Origin of the sequence: Achromobacter sp. (assembly GCF_032102605.1) — a bacterium.
GTDB lineage: Bacteria > Pseudomonadota > Gammaproteobacteria > Burkholderiales > Burkholderiaceae_B > Achromobacter.
The window spans coordinates 39,904-56,376 of sequence record NZ_DAMDGT010000003.1 but is presented as its reverse complement, the minus strand read 5'-3'; the positions used below and the strand labels follow the sequence as shown (position 1 = coordinate 56,376).

The 16,473-nt window shown below is 64.4% G+C and carries 13 protein-coding genes; 3 read left to right on the top strand and 10 right to left on the bottom strand.

What is annotated here, in order from left to right; translation table 11 throughout:
• Positions 1 to 24: 24 nt before the first annotated feature.
• From RT614_RS08200 to RT614_RS08170, 7 genes are all read right to left on the bottom strand, one after another.
• A complete protein-coding gene (locus RT614_RS08200; protein ID WP_313621615.1) occupies positions 25 to 1,551 on the bottom strand; it encodes a tripartite tricarboxylate transporter permease in 1,527 nt (508 codons plus the stop codon).
• A gap of 3 nt (positions 1,552 to 1,554) precedes the next feature.
• Positions 1,555 to 2,025, bottom strand: a complete 471-nt coding sequence (locus tag RT614_RS08195) for a tripartite tricarboxylate transporter TctB family protein (protein WP_313621614.1) — start codon at positions 2,023 to 2,025, stop codon at positions 1,555 to 1,557.
• Between the two features lie 237 nt (positions 2,026 to 2,262).
• On the bottom strand, positions 2,263 to 2,742 hold the full coding sequence (locus tag RT614_RS08190) for a nuclear transport factor 2 family protein (RefSeq protein ID WP_313621613.1): 480 nt from the start codon (positions 2,740 to 2,742) through the stop codon (positions 2,263 to 2,265).
• A 52-nt stretch (positions 2,743 to 2,794) separates the two neighbouring features.
• Positions 2,795 to 3,385 carry a TetR/AcrR family transcriptional regulator gene (locus tag RT614_RS08185; protein ID WP_313621612.1) on the bottom strand — a complete coding sequence of 197 codons (591 nt, stop codon included), beginning with the start codon at positions 3,383 to 3,385 and terminating at the stop codon, positions 2,795 to 2,797.
• A 60-nt stretch (positions 3,386 to 3,445) separates the two neighbouring features.
• Positions 3,446 to 5,923 carry a TonB-dependent siderophore receptor gene (locus RT614_RS08180; protein WP_313621611.1) on the bottom strand — a complete coding sequence of 826 codons (2,478 nt, stop codon included), beginning with the start codon at positions 5,921 to 5,923 and terminating at the stop codon, positions 3,446 to 3,448.
• Positions 5,924 to 6,035: 112 nt separating this feature from the next.
• Positions 6,036 to 7,019, bottom strand: a complete 984-nt coding sequence (locus RT614_RS08175; protein WP_313621610.1) for a DUF4880 domain-containing protein — start codon at positions 7,017 to 7,019, stop codon at positions 6,036 to 6,038.
• A 22-nt stretch (positions 7,020 to 7,041) separates the two neighbouring features.
• Positions 7,042 to 7,539 carry a sigma-70 family RNA polymerase sigma factor gene (locus tag RT614_RS08170; protein WP_313621609.1) on the bottom strand — a complete coding sequence of 166 codons (498 nt, stop codon included), beginning with the start codon at positions 7,537 to 7,539 and terminating at the stop codon, positions 7,042 to 7,044.
• A gap of 146 nt (positions 7,540 to 7,685) precedes the next feature.
• On the opposite strand from RT614_RS08170, the gene RT614_RS08165 reads away from it, so the two are divergent.
• The gene (locus RT614_RS08165; RefSeq protein ID WP_313621608.1) at positions 7,686 to 8,036 is read left to right on the top strand and encodes a hypothetical protein; all 351 of its coding nucleotides are present in this window, start codon (positions 7,686 to 7,688) and stop codon (positions 8,034 to 8,036) included.
• 16 nt (positions 8,037 to 8,052) lie between these two features.
• Here the strand turns inward: RT614_RS08165 and RT614_RS08160 are convergent, their stop codons facing one another.
• From RT614_RS08160 to RT614_RS08150, 3 genes are all read right to left on the bottom strand, one after another.
• A complete protein-coding gene (locus tag RT614_RS08160; RefSeq protein ID WP_313621607.1) occupies positions 8,053 to 9,816 on the bottom strand; it encodes a GGDEF domain-containing protein in 1,764 nt (587 codons plus the stop codon).
• Between the two features lie 178 nt (positions 9,817 to 9,994).
• Entirely contained in the window at positions 9,995 to 11,545 is a 1,551-nt protein-coding gene (locus RT614_RS08155) for a sensor domain-containing diguanylate cyclase (RefSeq protein WP_313621606.1), read from the bottom strand.
• Positions 11,546 to 11,656: 111 nt separating this feature from the next.
• Positions 11,657 to 12,757, bottom strand: coding sequence for a site-specific integrase (locus RT614_RS08150; protein WP_313621605.1), 1,101 nt, complete (start codon positions 12,755 to 12,757; stop codon positions 11,657 to 11,659).
• 267 nt (positions 12,758 to 13,024) lie between these two features.
• Between RT614_RS08150 and poxB the strand changes: the two genes are divergently transcribed.
• Positions 13,025 to 14,752 carry a ubiquinone-dependent pyruvate dehydrogenase gene (poxB, locus tag RT614_RS08145; protein WP_313622038.1) on the top strand — a complete coding sequence of 576 codons (1,728 nt, stop codon included), beginning with the start codon at positions 13,025 to 13,027 and terminating at the stop codon, positions 14,750 to 14,752.
• Positions 14,753 to 15,214: 462 nt separating this feature from the next.
• Complete coding sequence (locus RT614_RS08140) at positions 15,215 to 16,255, top strand: DNA-binding protein (protein WP_313621604.1); 1,041 nt, start codon at positions 15,215 to 15,217, stop codon at positions 16,253 to 16,255.
• Positions 16,256 to 16,473 lie beyond the last annotated feature (218 nt).

Sequence of the window (16,473 nt, the reverse complement as noted above, 5' to 3'; positions counted from 1 at the left end):
ACTACCCCGATTTCTTTCTTGCCGCTACGCGGCGGACTCCGCCTGCGCGAGCGCCTCCCGCGCTTTGCGCTGGCGCAGGGCCGACGCCACCAGCAACGCGATCAGCGCCACGCACGCGAGGATGAAGCCCAGGCTGATGGGCCGCGAAACGAAGATCGACAGCTCACCACGCGACAGCAGCAGGGCGCGACGGAAGTTCTCTTCCACCATGGGGCCCAGCACGAAGCCCAACAGCAATGGCGCCGGTTCGAACCGCAGGCGGATCAGCGCATAGCCCGCGGCGCCGAACAAGGTCACCATACCGACGTCGAACAGGTTGTTGTTCGTGCTGTACACGCCCACGCACACAAAGAACAGCGCGGCCGGGAACAGGTAGCGGAACGGCACGCTCAAAAGGCGAACCCACATGCCGATCAGCGGCAGGTTCAACAACAGCAGCAGCACGTTGCCCACCCAGAAGCTGGCGATCAGCCCCCAGAACATGTCGGCGTGCTCCACCATCATCTGCGGACCCGGCTGGATGCCGTGGATGATCAGCGCGCCCAACATCAGCGCCATCACCGGATCGCCGGGAATGCCCAGGCTCATGGTCGGAATGAAGCTGGTCTGCGTGGATGCGCTGGTCGCGGCTTCCGGCCCGGCGATGCCTTCGATGGCCCCGCGTCCAAAACGGCGCGGCTCGCGCGCAACCTTCTTTTCCGTCGCATAGGAAATGAACGACGCGATGGTCGGGCCCGTGCCCGGCAGAATGCCGAACGCCGCGCCGATCGCCGTGCCGCGCACCAGTGCGCCGCGCGATTGCTTGATGTCGCCGGCCTCCGGACGCATCGACTTCATGCTGACCTTCGACGATGTGACCTTGCTGTCGCCGCCAATTCGATTGATGTTCTTCAGGAAGTCCGCCACGCCGAACAGGCCCATGGCCAGCGCCACGATCTGCAGGCCATCGGACAGCTCCAGGATGCCGAAGTGAAAGCGCATCGTGCCCGTGTTGACGTCGGTGCCCACCACGCCCAGCAGCAGGCCGACCACCACCATCGCCACGCCCTTGATGGCCGATCCCTTGGCCAGCGTCGCGCCGGCAAGCAGGCCCAGCATCATCATGGAGAAGTACTCCGCGGGACCGAACTTGAAGGCCACGTCCACCAGCATCGGCGAGAACAGGATCATCGCCAGGATGCCCACCGACGCGCCGCAGAACGACGAGAACATCAGCATGAACAGCGCGGAACCGGCCTTGCCGTTGCGCGCCAGCGGGTTGCCGTCCAGGCAGGCCACCGCGTGCGACGCCGTGCCGGGCAGGTTCAGCATGATCGACGTGATGCCGCCGCCGTACTGCGATCCGTAGTAGATGCCGGACAGCATCACCAGCGCCGCCGTCGGCGTCATGGTGTAGGTCAGCGGAAGCAGGATGGAAATGGCGGCCAGCACGCCCATGCCCGGCAGCACGCCGATCAGGTTGCCCATGAAGACGCCGAAAACGGCCCACATCAGGTTGTCCAGCGCGAATGCGACGGAAAACCCATGCATCAGGTTATTGAAGATTTCCATGGATCAGCCCCAGCGGAACAGCGGAAACTGCAGCTGCAGCGCCCAGGAGAACACGGCCACGCCCAACACCGTCACGCCAGCCGCGAGCAGGGCGGCGCTGCGCCAGGTGTGTTGGCGATCGCCCATGGCCGAAATGAACACCAGCACGAACGTCGCGGGTATCAGGCCGCCGAACTTGCCGATCAGGATGAAGGACAGCAGGCCGCCGATGATGCAGCCCCAGCCGCGCCATTCGGGCGGCGCCACTTCTTCGGCGTCTTCCTCGGCGACGACGGGCGATGTCGCCATCTTCGCGATCATCAGCCCCAGCAGAACCAGCAGCACGCCCAGGATCGCGGGAAACATGCCCGGTCCCATGCGGTCCAGGCTGCCCAAGGTGTATGTGGACGCCTGCGCGATGGCGCCCAGGCCCAGCACGATCATCGTGCCCGCGGCCCACGCCTCGCGCCTGACGGCGCTGCGTTTCGATTGCATGGTCTTTTCCTCCCGTTGTTGTGCCCCTGTCTGACTTGCGTCTGAACAAAAGCTGACATTGCAATGAATGCGGGAGTCTAAAAATCCAAACTTCCGTTCACCTTTCAAGGCAAGCGAAAGTTGCGCGAGCGCACAGGTTTGGGCGGGAAATCGCGGGAAATCCCTAGGGCGATTTTGATCGAGTGTGCAGTTGGGCACGCCAGCCGCACACACGTGATCAATGCATGACGACGCGTCCTACAGACCCAGTTCGGACAGGCCGGGATGATCGTCCGGACGACGGCCCAGCGGCCACCGGAACTTGCGGTCAGCTTCCTTGATGGGCAGGTCGTTGATGCTGGCATGACGCCTGACCATCAGTCCGTCTTCTCCGAACTCCCAGTTTTCGTTGCCATAGGAACGGAACCAGTTGCCGGAATCGTCATGGCATTCGTACGCATACCGCACGGCGATGCGGTTGTCGGTGAACGCCCACAGCTCCTTGATCAGCCGATAGTCCAGTTCCCGCGCCCATTTGCGGGCCAGGAAATCGCGGGCCTCGTCACGGCTCTGGATGAACTCCGCGCGGTTGCGCCAGCGGGTATCCAGGCTGTAGGCCAGCGCCACCTTGTCGGGGTCGCGGGTGTTCCAGCCGTCTTCGGCCAGACGCACTTTCTGGACCGCGCTCTTGTGCGTGAAGGGGGGCAGGGGCGGGCGGGTTTCATTGGCTGACGTCATGGCATGCACCTCATGGCAGGGGGGAAGAAAGCAGCGAAATCGGTCGATGAGCTCAGGCGTCGGGGGCCGCGTCAGCCGCGATCAGCATGGCGGCCGCGCGCTCGGCGCTGTCCGTGATGGACAGGTCGCCCGTCACCATGGCCACGGCGATCGCGCCATCGATCAGCACCAGCAGCTGGCGGGCGCGCTCCTCGGGTTGGGGCAGTCCGGCGGCGCGCACCAGTGACTCCACATGCGCAAGCAGCCGTTCCTTGTGCAGCCTTGAAACGGCCCGGATGGGACTGTTCGAGTCACCGATCTCGCCGGCGGCGTTGATGAATGCGCAGCCACGAAAGCCGTCCGACGCGAACCAATCGCGCAGCGCGTCGAACATCGACATCAGGCGGGCAAGCGGCGTCGGAGCGTTCGACGTGGCTTCCACAAACCATTGCATCCAGCGCTCGTCGCGCGCCTGCAAGGCCGCGGCCACCAATCCTTCCTTCGTGCCGTAGTGTTTGTAGATGCTCTTGCGCGCCACGCCCGACGTCTTGACGATCAGATCCATGCCGGTGGCGTTGATGCCGCCGCTGTAGATTAGATGTTCGGTCGCGCGCAGCAGCTTTTCCTGCGCGTCGAAAGAAGTTTCAGGTGTTGAATCGGGCATGAAGAATGATCGTTCTATCTGCAATGCGCAGATGCTAGAACGATCATTCTCCGCCGTCAATCACCAGTTATAGCGCAACGTGGCCAGCACCACTCGGCCGGGTCCGTAGAAGCAAAGATTGACGTTGTTGCAAGAAGCCACGTATTCCTTGTCGAACAGGTTCGACGCATTCAGGCTAAGCGTGGCGCCCTTCATCGCCGGACTGGCGCGGCCCAGGTCATAGCGGATCGCCGCATCGGCCAGCGTCACCGCCGGCACTTTCACCGCATTGTCCAGGTCGCTGAACGTGGTGCCCAGGTACCGGGCGCCCGCGCCGAAGCCCAGGCCCGCCAGCGGTCCGGTGTCGATGGTGTAATCCACCCACATCGACGCCATGTGCTTGGGCACGCCGGCAAAGGGCACCTTGCCGATCTGTTCCGGATAGTTGCTGGAAACGGTCTTGATGTCGGTGTACGTATAGGCGGCAGTGATGTCCAGGTTTCGGTCCAGCGACGCCTTGCCTTGCAGCTCGAAGCCTTCGGAACGCACCTTGCCCGTCTGCACCTGCGAATTCGCGTGTTCCGGATCCCGCGTCAGCACGTTGCGTTGTTCGATCTGGAATACGGAAGCGGTGATGAAACTGTCGTAACCCTTCGGCTGGAACTTGACGCCCGCTTCGTACTGCTCGCCCTTGGTCGGCTTGAATGGCGTGCCCGCGAACGTCGTGCCCGCCTGCGGCCGGAACGACGTGGCGTAGCTGACGTACGGCGCCAGTCCGGTGTCCGACAGATACACCATGCCGATGCGGCCGGTGAAGGCGTTGTCGTTCTGCTGCGTGCGGGTGCCCGTCAGGTTGTTGCGTGTGCTGGCCTCGGTCCAGTCCATGCGGCCGCCCGCCGTCACGACGACCTTGTCCATGATCTTCACCTGATCCTGGGCATACAAGCCCAGTTGGCGCATGCGCTGGAAGGTGTCGTTGTAGATGGGCGGGGCGTCGATCTTGTAGCCGTACACCGGATCGAACGGATTGATGGGCGGCACGCCATCCATGCCGAATCCCAGCTGCGTGTCGAAGGACGACTGCTGGTAGTCCAGCCCCAGGAGCACGGTGTGAGCGAACTCGCCGGTGCGGCCCTGATACTGCAGCTGCGTGTCCACCGCCGCGGTGCGCGCCTTTTCGTCCGAACTGAACGAGTAGCGTTGAAGGGATTGGTAGTCGGGTTCTCCGTCGGGCAGGGTGCCCCAGCCCAGTTCCGAGATCAGCGCGCGATAGTGCGTGCGGTTCTGGTTGTAGCGGGCATTCTGCCGCAGCGTCCAGCTATCGTTGAACTTGTGCTCGAACAGATAGCCCAGCATCGCCTGGTCTTTGTCGTAGCGATCGAAATCCGGCTCGCCCGAAAAGAAGCTGCGGGAAATCCGGCCATAAGGCGTGGGCGTCAGCGTGCCCACCGAAGGCAGCCACTGGTCGGTGGATCCCGCACGGATGCGCTGGAAGTTCGTCAGCACGGTGAAATGCGTCGCCGCGCTGGGCTGCCACGTAAACGACGGCGCGATGAAGGCGCGCTTGTCGCGCACCGTGTCCACTTCCGTGTCGGCATTGCGGCCCTGGCCCGTCAGGCGATACAACCATTGCCCGTCTTCCGTCACCGGCCCGCTGAAGTCAAACCCAAGCTGCACGCGGCCGGGGTCGCCGGTCGTGAACTCCACTTCGCGCAGCGGCGTTTCGGTGGGCCGCTTGCTCACCTGGTTGACCACGCCGCCCGGCTGGTTCTGTCCATAGAGCAGCGACGCGGGGCCGCGCAGCACTTCCACGCGTTCCAGCGCATACGGGTTGACGTCATACGATCCGTAATAACGCGTCGCCAGCGCCAGGCCGTCCAGGTAGATGCCCTGGTTGGACGCGGCCACGCTGAACCCCCGAATGGAAATGTTCTGGTGGCGCAGGTCGTCGGCGGTCTCCGCGCGCACCCCGGCCTCGTATCGCAACGCCTGCTCGGTCTTCTGGATGGCCTGCCACGTCATCTGGTCGCGGGTCACCACCGAAATCGACTGCGGCGTCTCGATCAACGGCGTGTCCGTCTTCGTGCCGGTCATGCTGTAGCGCGCGACAAACCCGTCCACCGGGCCCCAGGCCCGCTGCGACAGCGCATTGCCGGCGACCTCGATAGGCGCAAGCGTGGATACCGCGGCCGGCCCGGCCGGACGCAACGCATAGCTTCCATTGGACAGGCGTTGCGCGGCCAGGCCCGTGCCCGACAGCAGCACCGCAAGCGCTTCCTCGGCCCGATAGGAACCGTTGACGCCCGGGCTTTGCCTGCCCTCGACGTCAGCCGCCGTGTAGGACAGCATCAGGCCGGACTCGCGGCCGAATCGCAGCAAGGCGTCGGTCAGCGGCCCCGCCGGTATCCGATAGGTGGCAGTGGCCGATTGCGCGTGCGCAGCGCCCGGGAACACCAGGGTGGCGGGCAGGGCGCCGGCGATGCTCAGCGCCAGGGCCAGGGCCAGGGCGCGCAACGCCGGACGCGGGTTGCGTCGGTTCGTGAAAGCGGGATGACTCATTGGGTTCTCGATTTCGTTGTGAGTGACGATAGGACTTCAGCTCCTATGCCCCGCGAGATCGGAAAACCCATCACACTTTCTGGAAAATTTTTTGAAGATACCCGTGGCCCGCTCAAGCCGAGCGCTCCCGCGGGCCAAAAGAGACCCAATAACGGGTCATCGAGTGCACGTTCACAGGCAAGGTCAGGGCCAGCGTGTCCAGCACCTTGTCGGTGTTGGCCAACGGATAAATGCCCGACACGCGCAGGTCCGCCACGCGCGAATCGCACCGGATCACCCCGGAGCGATAGCGCGCCAGTTGCGCCAGGAACTCGTCCAGGCGCATGTTGTGCGCCGCCAGCACGCCATCGCTCCAGCTCAGGTCGCCGGGGCTGGCCGCCGTCGGCGCGTCCACGGCGTCGGCCGTGAAGGCGGCCTGCTGTCCAGCGAACAGTTCCCGGCGGCGTTGCGGCGCGTCCGCGGGCGTAATCAAAAGGGAACCGGTCACGGCATGGGCGACGCTGCGCAAGGCCTCCAGCCGCAAGGCCAGCCGCGATCCCGGCGTCTCGATTTCGCCATGCCGCGTCTGCACGATGAACGGCAGGGGAGCGGGCGCCGCATCCACCAGGATTTCTCCCCGCGCCAGGCGGATCCGGCGCGCGCCGCCCACGCCAATATCGATGGCGCTATCGGTGTTGAGCAGGACGCTGGAACCGTCGGGCAGCGCAAGGCGGCGCTGCTCGCCCACCCGGGTGCTGGCGTCTGCCAGCAGCGGTTGCCAGGGTTCCGTGCGCACGCCCCACCAGGCGGCGCCCGCGCTGGCCGCCAGCACGGCGGCGGACTTCATGAACCGGCGCCGCCCGGCGCCAGCCGGCAAGGCAAGCGTCGCGTGCGTCAGCCTCGAAGGCAGTCCCGCCACGTCGCCGGCGCAATGCTGCAGGTGTCCCCACGCGCGGGCGTGCTCCGGGTCCGCCGCCATCCAGGCGCTCCATGCCCGATGCACCTCCGGACCCACCGAATCCGCCCGCAGCCGGACGAACCAGTCGACGGCCTGACGCGCCACCGTATCGGCAATCGGCGTGGCGGGGGCAAAACGCGAAAGATCGGCGGCACTCACGGCAAGGACTCCAAAGGTGGGCTCAGAAGAAGCACTGCAACAGCGCCCGCGCAACGTAGCGCTGCACCGTAGGCAACGAGACGCCCAGCGTCACGGCGATGTCGGACTGCTTCATCCCGTCCACCTGCGCCAGCAGGAAGGCGCGCCGAACCGGAGCGGGCAGCCCGCCAAGCCGCCGATCGATCTCCACCAGGGTTTCCAGCACGATCGCCCGCACCTCCGGCGAAGGCACCGACGCTTCGGGCAATTCCGCAAGGCTGCGCAGATACGCCTGCTCGATATCACGGCGGCGGTAGAAGTTGGCCAGGATGCCGCCAGCCACCGTCGACAGGAACGCGCGCGGTTCCCGGATGTCCGGTCGCGCCTGCGTCAACACGCGAAGGAAAGTGTCGTGCGCCAGGTCCGCGGCGTCCGCGGCGCTGCCCAGACGCTTGCGCAGCCACCCCAGCAGCCACCCGTGGTGGCTTGCATACATGGCCGTCATCGAATCCGCGGAACGGGGAGGAGGGGATTCGATCATGGCGCGTCGGCGATGGCAGGCGTGTGGATAATGAGAATGGATATTAATTATAAGTGCGACATGTGCGTTTTTGCAGCCATTTTGCGGGCCTCGAAAGTCCCCTTACGCACACGATTCACAGGCCGCTCCCTGGCCCAAAAAGCCGCATGCTGGCTATTTCAGGCAAAATCGTGCTAAAATCTGACATCTATCAGCAAAACTATAAAAACACGCTGACAGCCTTCTTCCTGGCGTTGCCTTTCTTGAATGCTTCCCCGCGCCCCACGGCATTCATGGCACGCTTGAATCGTGTGCGCTGCGCTCGTGCGGGGGAAGCAATGCGCCTGCACAGGAGCATGCATATGTCTCATCAATTGACCGCCAAGAAGGGTAGCTTCGAGATCCCCCCTCTGAACTGGAAGGCGCCCGACACCAACAAGCAGTCTGATCGCCGCGACTCCGCCGTCGCCGACTCCGAGCCATCCAAGAAGGCGGAAGCCTCCCGCGAAGAAGCCTGAAGCAACCCCTGAACGGTCACCCCAGGGTGCGTTGCTGCACCTGGTTGCGACCGTTCAGTTTCGCCAGATAAAGCAGTTCGTCAGCGGCCCTGAACAGGACGCTGGCGGCTTCTGCGTGGCTCCAGGACACACAAGCCACGCCGAAACTCGCGGTCAGGCTGAACGTTGCTCCGGTCTCCGCCGTCACCGTACAGGCGCAGATGCACGCGCGCATGCGTTCGGCCATGTCGATCGCCTGGCGCGCGTTGCGCGTCCGGCATAGCACGGCAAATTCCTCGCCCCCCACACGCGCCACCACATCCGCGTGCCGCCATGTCGTGCGGCACAGGTCGGCCACGGCCTTCAAGGCAAGGTCGCCGCTGGCGTGGCCGTGCGTGTCGTTGATGCTCTTGAAATGGTCGATGTCGAACAGGATGAACGCCAGCATCGGCTGGTGTTCGTCCCATTCCGCCCGCGCCGCGTCAAACCGTTTCTCGAATGCGCGCCGGTTCAAAAGGCCGGTCAGGTAGTCGGTTTCAGCCGTGTGCGCCAGGTCGGCGATCAGCCGGTCTCGCTCCGCCTCCAGCCGCTTTTGCGCCGCGGAATTTTCCTTGAGCACCCGCAGGGCATTGAAAACCTCTTCCACTTCGCCATGGTGTCTTCCGGCCGGGATGCGCGCCGGCGCCGCGCCGTTGGCGATCGACCCGATAATGCGCGTGGCGACGGCAAACGGTTGGATCACCCGCGAACGGAACTGCACCAGCGCGACCGCCAAGGCCGCGACCAGCAGGGCAGTCGCGCCCAGCGTGATGGACAGCAGCCGCGCCGCGATCACTCGGTGCTCCGTGATGTGCCGCTCCATTTCGTCCAGCAGCACGTCCCGGAACTGGGTGATCGAACCCATCAGCGGCACATATGCGGCAGCCAACGCGCGGGTGGACACGGACGCCTCGTCGGACTGCCGGGACGCCTGTTCGCGCACCCAAGCCAGGTATGCCAGGCCGTCTCCGAAATAGCGCCGCTCCATCCGCGCATATTCGTCGGAGGCCCGCACATCCGGCTGGGTGTTCATGCGCGCTTCGATCAGCGCGCGCAGTTCGTCAATCCGCCCCAGCACACGCTCGATGCGGAACTGCTCTTCGGCCGTCAGCTTGCGTTGCCGCGTCAGCGCGGGCGTGTAGGTGGATCCCAGCAGGCCGGCCTGTTCACGCAGCTCGCTGGCCAGCAGCGCAAGCGACAGCAGGCTCGGCGCATTCGCCTCGCTGCGCATCACCAGGCCGGCGTTGGCGGCCATGCTGGCTTGCCACTGCGGAATGATGCGCACCATACCGCTGACGGCGTCCCACAGCATCTGCCCGGACAACTGCTCGCGCGGTGTGGCAACGCGCTCGTCGACTTCCCGTCGCGCGGCGATCAAAGCCTGCCGTATGCGCTGGATTTCGTTGTGCCTGGCGTCGTTTTCGGCATCCGACGACGGCGGATGCTGCGCCAAAAGCGCGTCGATCATGCGGTCAGTGCGGGCCCGAGCGATGTCCAAGGACGCAAGCACCGGTTCGGGAACGGGAAGGGCAGACCCCAGGGCGGCATTCATGGGGCCGCGTTCCGCGGATGCCAGTTCCATCACCCGGATCGTGGCGCGGACCGAACCAAATGCCTGCCGGGCTTCCGATGCCGCACCGTACGATCGCCAGCTCTGAAAGAGCAGAATGCCGGACAGCACCGCCACCAGCAACAGCACTCCTGCAGCCAGCGCGATGAAATGAAGCTCCAGGGATTTCGGCGCGACGGCGGGGCGCAACATACTCGGCAAGCAGGTCCATGCGAAGTCCAGGCTGCGCAGGATACTGCAATTGCAGCGCCCAAAAACGGCGTTTTAGAAGTATTGGGCTTATATCAACGCTTTGCCGAAATACTATGTCGCAGCAATTCGCTTAATTGCAATTCTCTGCGAAAGCTTGCGTGTGCGAGCTGTTCGACGCTCAGGCTTCGTGCATCACCACGCGGTTGCGTCCGCGCTCCTTGGCCGCGTAAAGGGCCGCATCGGCGGCGCGGAAGACTTCGTCCACGTTACGTCCGCCAGTCGGCCACTGGGCGACGCCGGCCGACACCGTAACGGGGCTGGCCCCCTGGGATTTCCACTGGGCGACGTGCCTGCGCAGCCGCTCGGCCACGTTGGTCGCCTCGCGGGCGCCGACACCGGGCAAGAGAATCAGGAATTCCTCGCCGCCGCTGCGGCACAGGACGTCGGACGGACGCGAACATTCCCGCATGATCTGCGCCATGTCGCGAATCACCTCGTCACCCACGTTGTGCCCGTAGGTATCGTTGATCACCTTGAAGTGATCAATGTCCAGGGCCACGACCGAGAACGGGGTATTGCCTGCCTGCATCTGGTCCACCGCGTCCTGGGTGCCGCGCCGGTTGCGCAGGCCGGTCAACGGGTCCGTGATGCTGGCCAGGTTCAGCTTGCCGATCTTCTCCTGCAGACTCGTGAAGCTTGAGATCACCGCGCGCTTCAGCCGTTCGGCCTCGAAATACCACGCCTTCACGGATTGCACCCGCTGCATGGCCACGCCGACGTCCTGGTTCTCCACGTTGGTGGCCAGTTGCGACAAGGGCAGCGAAATCATGCGGGCACACCACCAGATCGCCAACAGAAACGCCGCCGCCAGTGGGGCGGCGTAACCCAGCAGCGCCCAGATCAGGTCATGGATGGGTTCCAGCGTCACGTTTGCCGGCCGCTGCGCCACTACGCCCCAACCGCTTGTCGACACCGGCGCATAGCCCGCCAGCATGTCCACGCCCTTGGTGTTGATCACACGCATGGCGCCCGCATTGCCGGCAATCACAGAAGTCACCACCGGGTTGGACAGCACCGTTTCACCGACGCGCTTGGCATCGGTGTGGTAGATCAGCCGGCCGTCGCTGTCCACGACATAAAGATAAGAGCCGTCGTGGTAATGGTGCTTGCCCAGCAACTCGTTCAGCGCGCTCTCGTTGCGCAGGTAGATCGTGCCGGCGACATAGCCCAGGTAGGCGCCGTCATTCGAAAATATGGGATGCGACAGATTGATCAGCAGATTGCCTGCGATCGACACGTAGGGCTTGCTGATCATGGGTTGCCGGGCCTGCCGCGCGGCACGGCTGGCGGGGCTGTCCACCTGCGCGCCCAGGAAGTTGCGGAAGGTCTGCGTGGCCGCCACGATGGTGCCGTTGGCGTCGATGACGCCCACCGAGTTGAAGCTGTCCGTCTGTTGCTGCACCCGCATGACCTCGGCGGCCATGCGTTCCGGGGATCCAATCAGGTCAGGCATGTGCCGGGCGCTGTAACCCAGCTGCTGCTGCGCGGACCGCAGGAAGCTGCCCGCGCTTTCGGCCAGCTTCACGGCATAGACGCGATTCGATTCGAGCGTGTTCGCAATCAATTGCTCGCGCTGCACGCGATAGCTGGCATACAGGGCGTTGGCCGTGGCGGCGATGGCGCTGAAGACGGTGAGCGCAAGCACGAGCCCGCGAAGATTGATTTGCATGGGATTCGAACGGGCAGGGGACGAGCCGGCGCGTGAGGCTGGCAGCGCAGTTCGGGCTAGGGTGGACTGCGCAACGGCCGGGGCGCGGTGATTGTAATGTCACCGCCATCATTACGGCAGCGGCGGCGAATCCTGTAGGCCCGCCTCGGGCGGATCGTCCAGCAGGCGGGCAGCCGGCGACTGCGCCGCAGCCCCCGCACGGAAGTAACCCATCACCGTCGCGACACTGGCGTGGCCCGTCATCGCCATCGTGTCCCCCAGCGGGACATTGCGCCGGCCCGCTTCTGTTACAAAACCGGACCTCAGGCTATGCGCCGAAAAATTGCCCTCCAGCCCCGCCAGACGGCTGCGTTCCAGCACAATGTCCCGCACCGCGGCGGCCGCGAGCGGCTCGCCAATCACATCCCCACGTCGCACCCGGCGAAAAATCGGCCCTTGCCGTATGCCGCTGGCGGCCAGCCAGTCGTCAAGGGCCTGTGCCGCGGCGCCGAGAATCGGCTTTTGGTCCTGGGCCCGGATGGCGCCCGACTGGTTGGTCTTAGAGTGCGCCAACGTATATAGATAGCCGTCGGCCGTGCGCTGCGTGTTTTCCACCGTGGCGCGCACCACCTCGGACCGCCGGCGCCCGCCGCTGGCCCAGGCGAACATCAGCAGGGCGCGGTCGCGCTTGCCGCGCAGCGTATCGTCGCAAGTGTCCAGCATGGCCTGCAGAGGCTCACGGGTCAGCGCCTCTTTCCGGCCGGGCGAAACACCGCGCCGTGCATACGCGCGCCGGGTCCGCGACACCAACTCCCTGACGGCGGCGCCGTGACAAGGATTGGGATGCCCCAGCAATTCGTGCGCCTTCGACAGCACCGACAGGCGCTGCAGCAGTGTGTTCAGGCTGGGCGCGCCAAGCCGGCCTTTCGCCTTCAGGCGAACCAGTTCCTGGTCAAGCGCCAAAGGCAGCTCCCATTTCAGGCCGCTATCCGTGGACCGCTGGGCATGATCCACCACGAACTGGATTACCGCGGCCTCGGGCAGCGGCAGGGCGAAAGGGCGGCCATAGCGCAGCTCGAACCACGCGCTCCAATACCGGATGGCGGCGCGATAGCTGGCGGCCGTGTTCGCTGAACTGCCTTCGCGCAGCAGCCCCCGCACCGCGGCATCGGCCTGCGCGTCGAGTGTCTCGGGATTCAGCGGGGGAAGGGCGGCCAACACTTCCAACGGCACGCCGGGCCAATCGCTCATTTCTTTCCGCGCCCTCACAACCAACACCCTTCCATGTGGATTCCATCAAGTCCGTCATGTTAGCCGCTAGGCATGACGTACCGGGCAAGGTGAATCGCCCACATGCGCCGCGGGATCGCAGCCCGCCAAAACCGGCGCCTGCGGGGAATTTCCGGTGCTACGATTCCGCGAGGCAGTGAACTTCCCATGCGCGGGATGCTCCAGACGGCTCCGGATATTTCTCGCGGAACTCCAAACCAGGGGCATCTCATGGCCAAAACCGTCGCGGACTATCTTGTTCATGTGCTTGCGCAAGTGGGTGTAAGACGAATCTGGGGTGTGACGGGCGATAGCCTGAACGGAATCAACGACAGTCTCCGCAGGTCGGGCCAGATCGACTGGATGCATACACGCCATGAAGAGACCGCGGCCTTCGCCGCCGGCGCGGAAGCGGCAATCACGGGAAATCTGGCAGTCTGCGCCGGAAGCTGCGGTCCGGGTAACCTGCACCTCATCAACGGACTGTTCGACTGCCAGCGCAATCACGTTCCCGTCCTGGCCATAGCGGCCCACATTCCGTCTTCCGAGATCGGCCTGGGGTACTTCCAGGAAACGCATCCCCAAGACCTTTTCAAAGAATGCTCGGAATACGCCGAGCTGGTATCAAACCCCGCACAACTGCCCCAAGTGCTGACCCGGGCCATCAACACGGCCGTCGGCAGACGCGGCGTGTCGGTGCTCGTGATTCCGGGCGATATCGCGCTGGCTGCGGCCCCCAAAGACGCGCCCGACGTGTGGGCGCCGCCTCCCGCGCTCCCGCACATCCACCCCCAGGCGGAAGAGGTCAAAAAACTGGCCGACCTGCTGAACGGCGGAGGATCGGTGTCCATACTGGCCGGCAGCGGCTGCGCCGGTCACCGCGACGCGGTAATTGCGCTGGCGGAACGGCTCAAGGCGCCCATCATTCATGCCCTGCGAGGAAAAGAGCATGTGGAATGGGATAACCCGTTTGATGTGGGAATGACGGGCCTGATCGGCTTTTCATCCGGCTACCAAGCCATGGAAAACGCCGACATCCTGCTCATGCTGGGCACCGACTTCCCTTATCGGGCGTTTTATCCTAGGCAGGCAAAGATCGCGCAGATTGATCGCGACCCCGCAGCGCTGGGCCGTCGGACGGCGCTCACATTGGGGATCGTCGCGGACGTAGGCGACGCCATCTCGGCACTGCTTCCGCAATTGACCCAGCGCGATGACCGCGCGTTCCTGGACGCAGCGCTGCAACACTATCGCCACGCCCGAAAAGATCTGGACAACCTGGCAGTGCCGACCCCCGCGGGCCGTCCCATCCATCCTCAGTACCTTGCCCGCCTCGTCAACGAACAGGCCGCGGAAGACGCGATCATCGCGGCGGACGTCGGAACGCCCACCGTCTGGGCCGCGCGATACCTCTCCATGAACGGCAAGCGTCGACTGCTGGGATCCTTCAACCACGGGTCCATGGCCAACGCGATGTTGCAGGCGATCGGCGCACAGGCCGCCGCCCCGGGAAGGCAGGTGATTTCGTTGTCCGGCGACGGCGGCTTCACGATGATGATGGGCGACTTCCTGACGCTGGCCCAACTGAAATTGCCGGTCAAGGTCATCGTCTTCAACAATGGCGTGCTCGGCTTTGTGGCCATGGAGATGAAAGCCGGGGGATTCCTGGATACGGGCACCGACCTGCAAAACCCCAATTTCGCGGCCATGGCCGAAGCCATCGGAATAAAGGGAATCCGCGTCGAAGCGTCGGAATCCGTCGAAGCCGCGCTCAAAGAAGCGTTCCAGCATCCCGGCCCCGCACTGGTCGACGTCGTCACGGCGACACAGGAATTGATCGTGCCGCCAACGATCAGACTTGAACAGGCAAAAGGATTCGGCCTGTACATGTTGAAGGTCATTCTGAACGGCCGAGGCGACGAAGTCGTGGAACTCGCCAGGACGAATCTGCGGTTGTGAGGTTTGTTTGGCGGGGGAGATGCGCTTGGGGTTGGGCCTGGGCTGGGGCCTGGGCCTGGGCCGGGTTCTGGGCCTGGTTCTGGTCGCCTTCGGTGCATGTGGACGAGGTACACATTCTTGACCACACCGCCGATGTCCGTACCTGACCCAACTGGCGCTCCGGTCGCAATTCTCACCGCCCATTTTTGCTCCCTCGCGATCTCGAAGCACGTAAACGGACTCTCATGCGGGCCTCACCTAAGCGTGAGACCGCGTTTTCGCACGGACAATTCCTGGACTGCCACGGCCTGACTCCTTGCCGAAGCATTGGATTTTGCTCAACGCCCGATTCCATCGCGCCTAACCCGCCGAGTGTTATATTTAATACATATTCTGTATGATGTAGGACAGTAAGCTTATTTAGATCGCGATAAGGTTCCATTATCGTGACTAATTAGCACCACTCTCGCAAGGAAAATCCCGATGGCCACTGGCATCACCGAAACCGACGTCTGGGCCGCCGCCGACGCCTTGCTGCTGGAAGGGGCGCGGCCCACCATCGAACGCGTACGCCAGAAAATCGGCCGGGGTTCGCCCAATACGGTGAGCCCTCATCTGGAAACCTGGTTCCGCGCGCTGGGGGCCCGCATCAAGGATCCGGGCGCCTTTTCCGCCGCACCGGAAATTCCGGATCCCATCGCCCAGGCTGCATCGCACTTCTGGGAAGCCGCCCTGGCGGCGGCGCGGTCGGAACAGGTGCAGGCATACCAGCAACGCTGGGAAGAACTGGCCAAGGAAGGGGAGAGCTTTGCCTCTCAAGCCGAACAGCTCGAGCAACGCGAAGCGCAATTGCTCAACCGCGAACGGGACCTGCAAGAGGGGTTGAAGGTCGCTACCGCACAACTCGCCGCCGCCGAAGATCGGCTTCAAGCCGCTGAAGAGCGGTTGCAGGCGGCCGAAGCACAATTGCGCCAGCGCGACAAGACATTGGCAGCCGCCCAGGACACTCTTGCGGATGCGCGCGCCGCGAACCAGGCGCTGCTCGCGGAAGCCGATCTGGCGCGGGACAAGCACACGCACGCCTTGACCGCACAGGACGCTCGCCACGCCGCGCACGAACGCCGTTGGCTGAACGAGCTTGATGCCGAACGCAGCGCGGTCAAGCGCCTACAGGCGCGGTTGGATGACCTGCAGGCGACCAGCCTGCAGCAAGCCGATCAGCAACGACTAGCCCTGGCCGCAGCGCAGGAACAGCAGCGCGCGGCAGAGCAGGACGCTCGGCTGCTTCGGGCGCAGGCCCTGTCCGACGCGCGCCAGCACCAGACCGAAGCCGCTGCCCACGGTCAGGCCCTCCAGGCCGCGCAGTCGCGCGAAGCCGATCTGGCTGCCAGGCTGGCGGCGTCGTCGGCGCAATGCGATGAACTCCTCGCGCAGTTGAAGTCAAAGGACGCCCAGTTCAACGACCTCGCGCAACGTCTGCTTGCCGACCAGGCACCACCGCGGCATCACGACGCAACCCCCTAAGCGGTCCCGCAGACGGGCGACCGGCGCGCACGCCGGGGACTACCAGCGCCACCCGACGCCCATCTGCTTATTAGAAATTCTATGATTTTCCGGGCACTCCACCCTGCCGAAAATGACCGCTCATCGTCTCATTCTTCGTGCCGGGTAGCTGGTTTATCGCAAGGCAATATCTGATTGCCACCGCATTGCGATGTGCATGGGCGAACCTTGGCATGCAC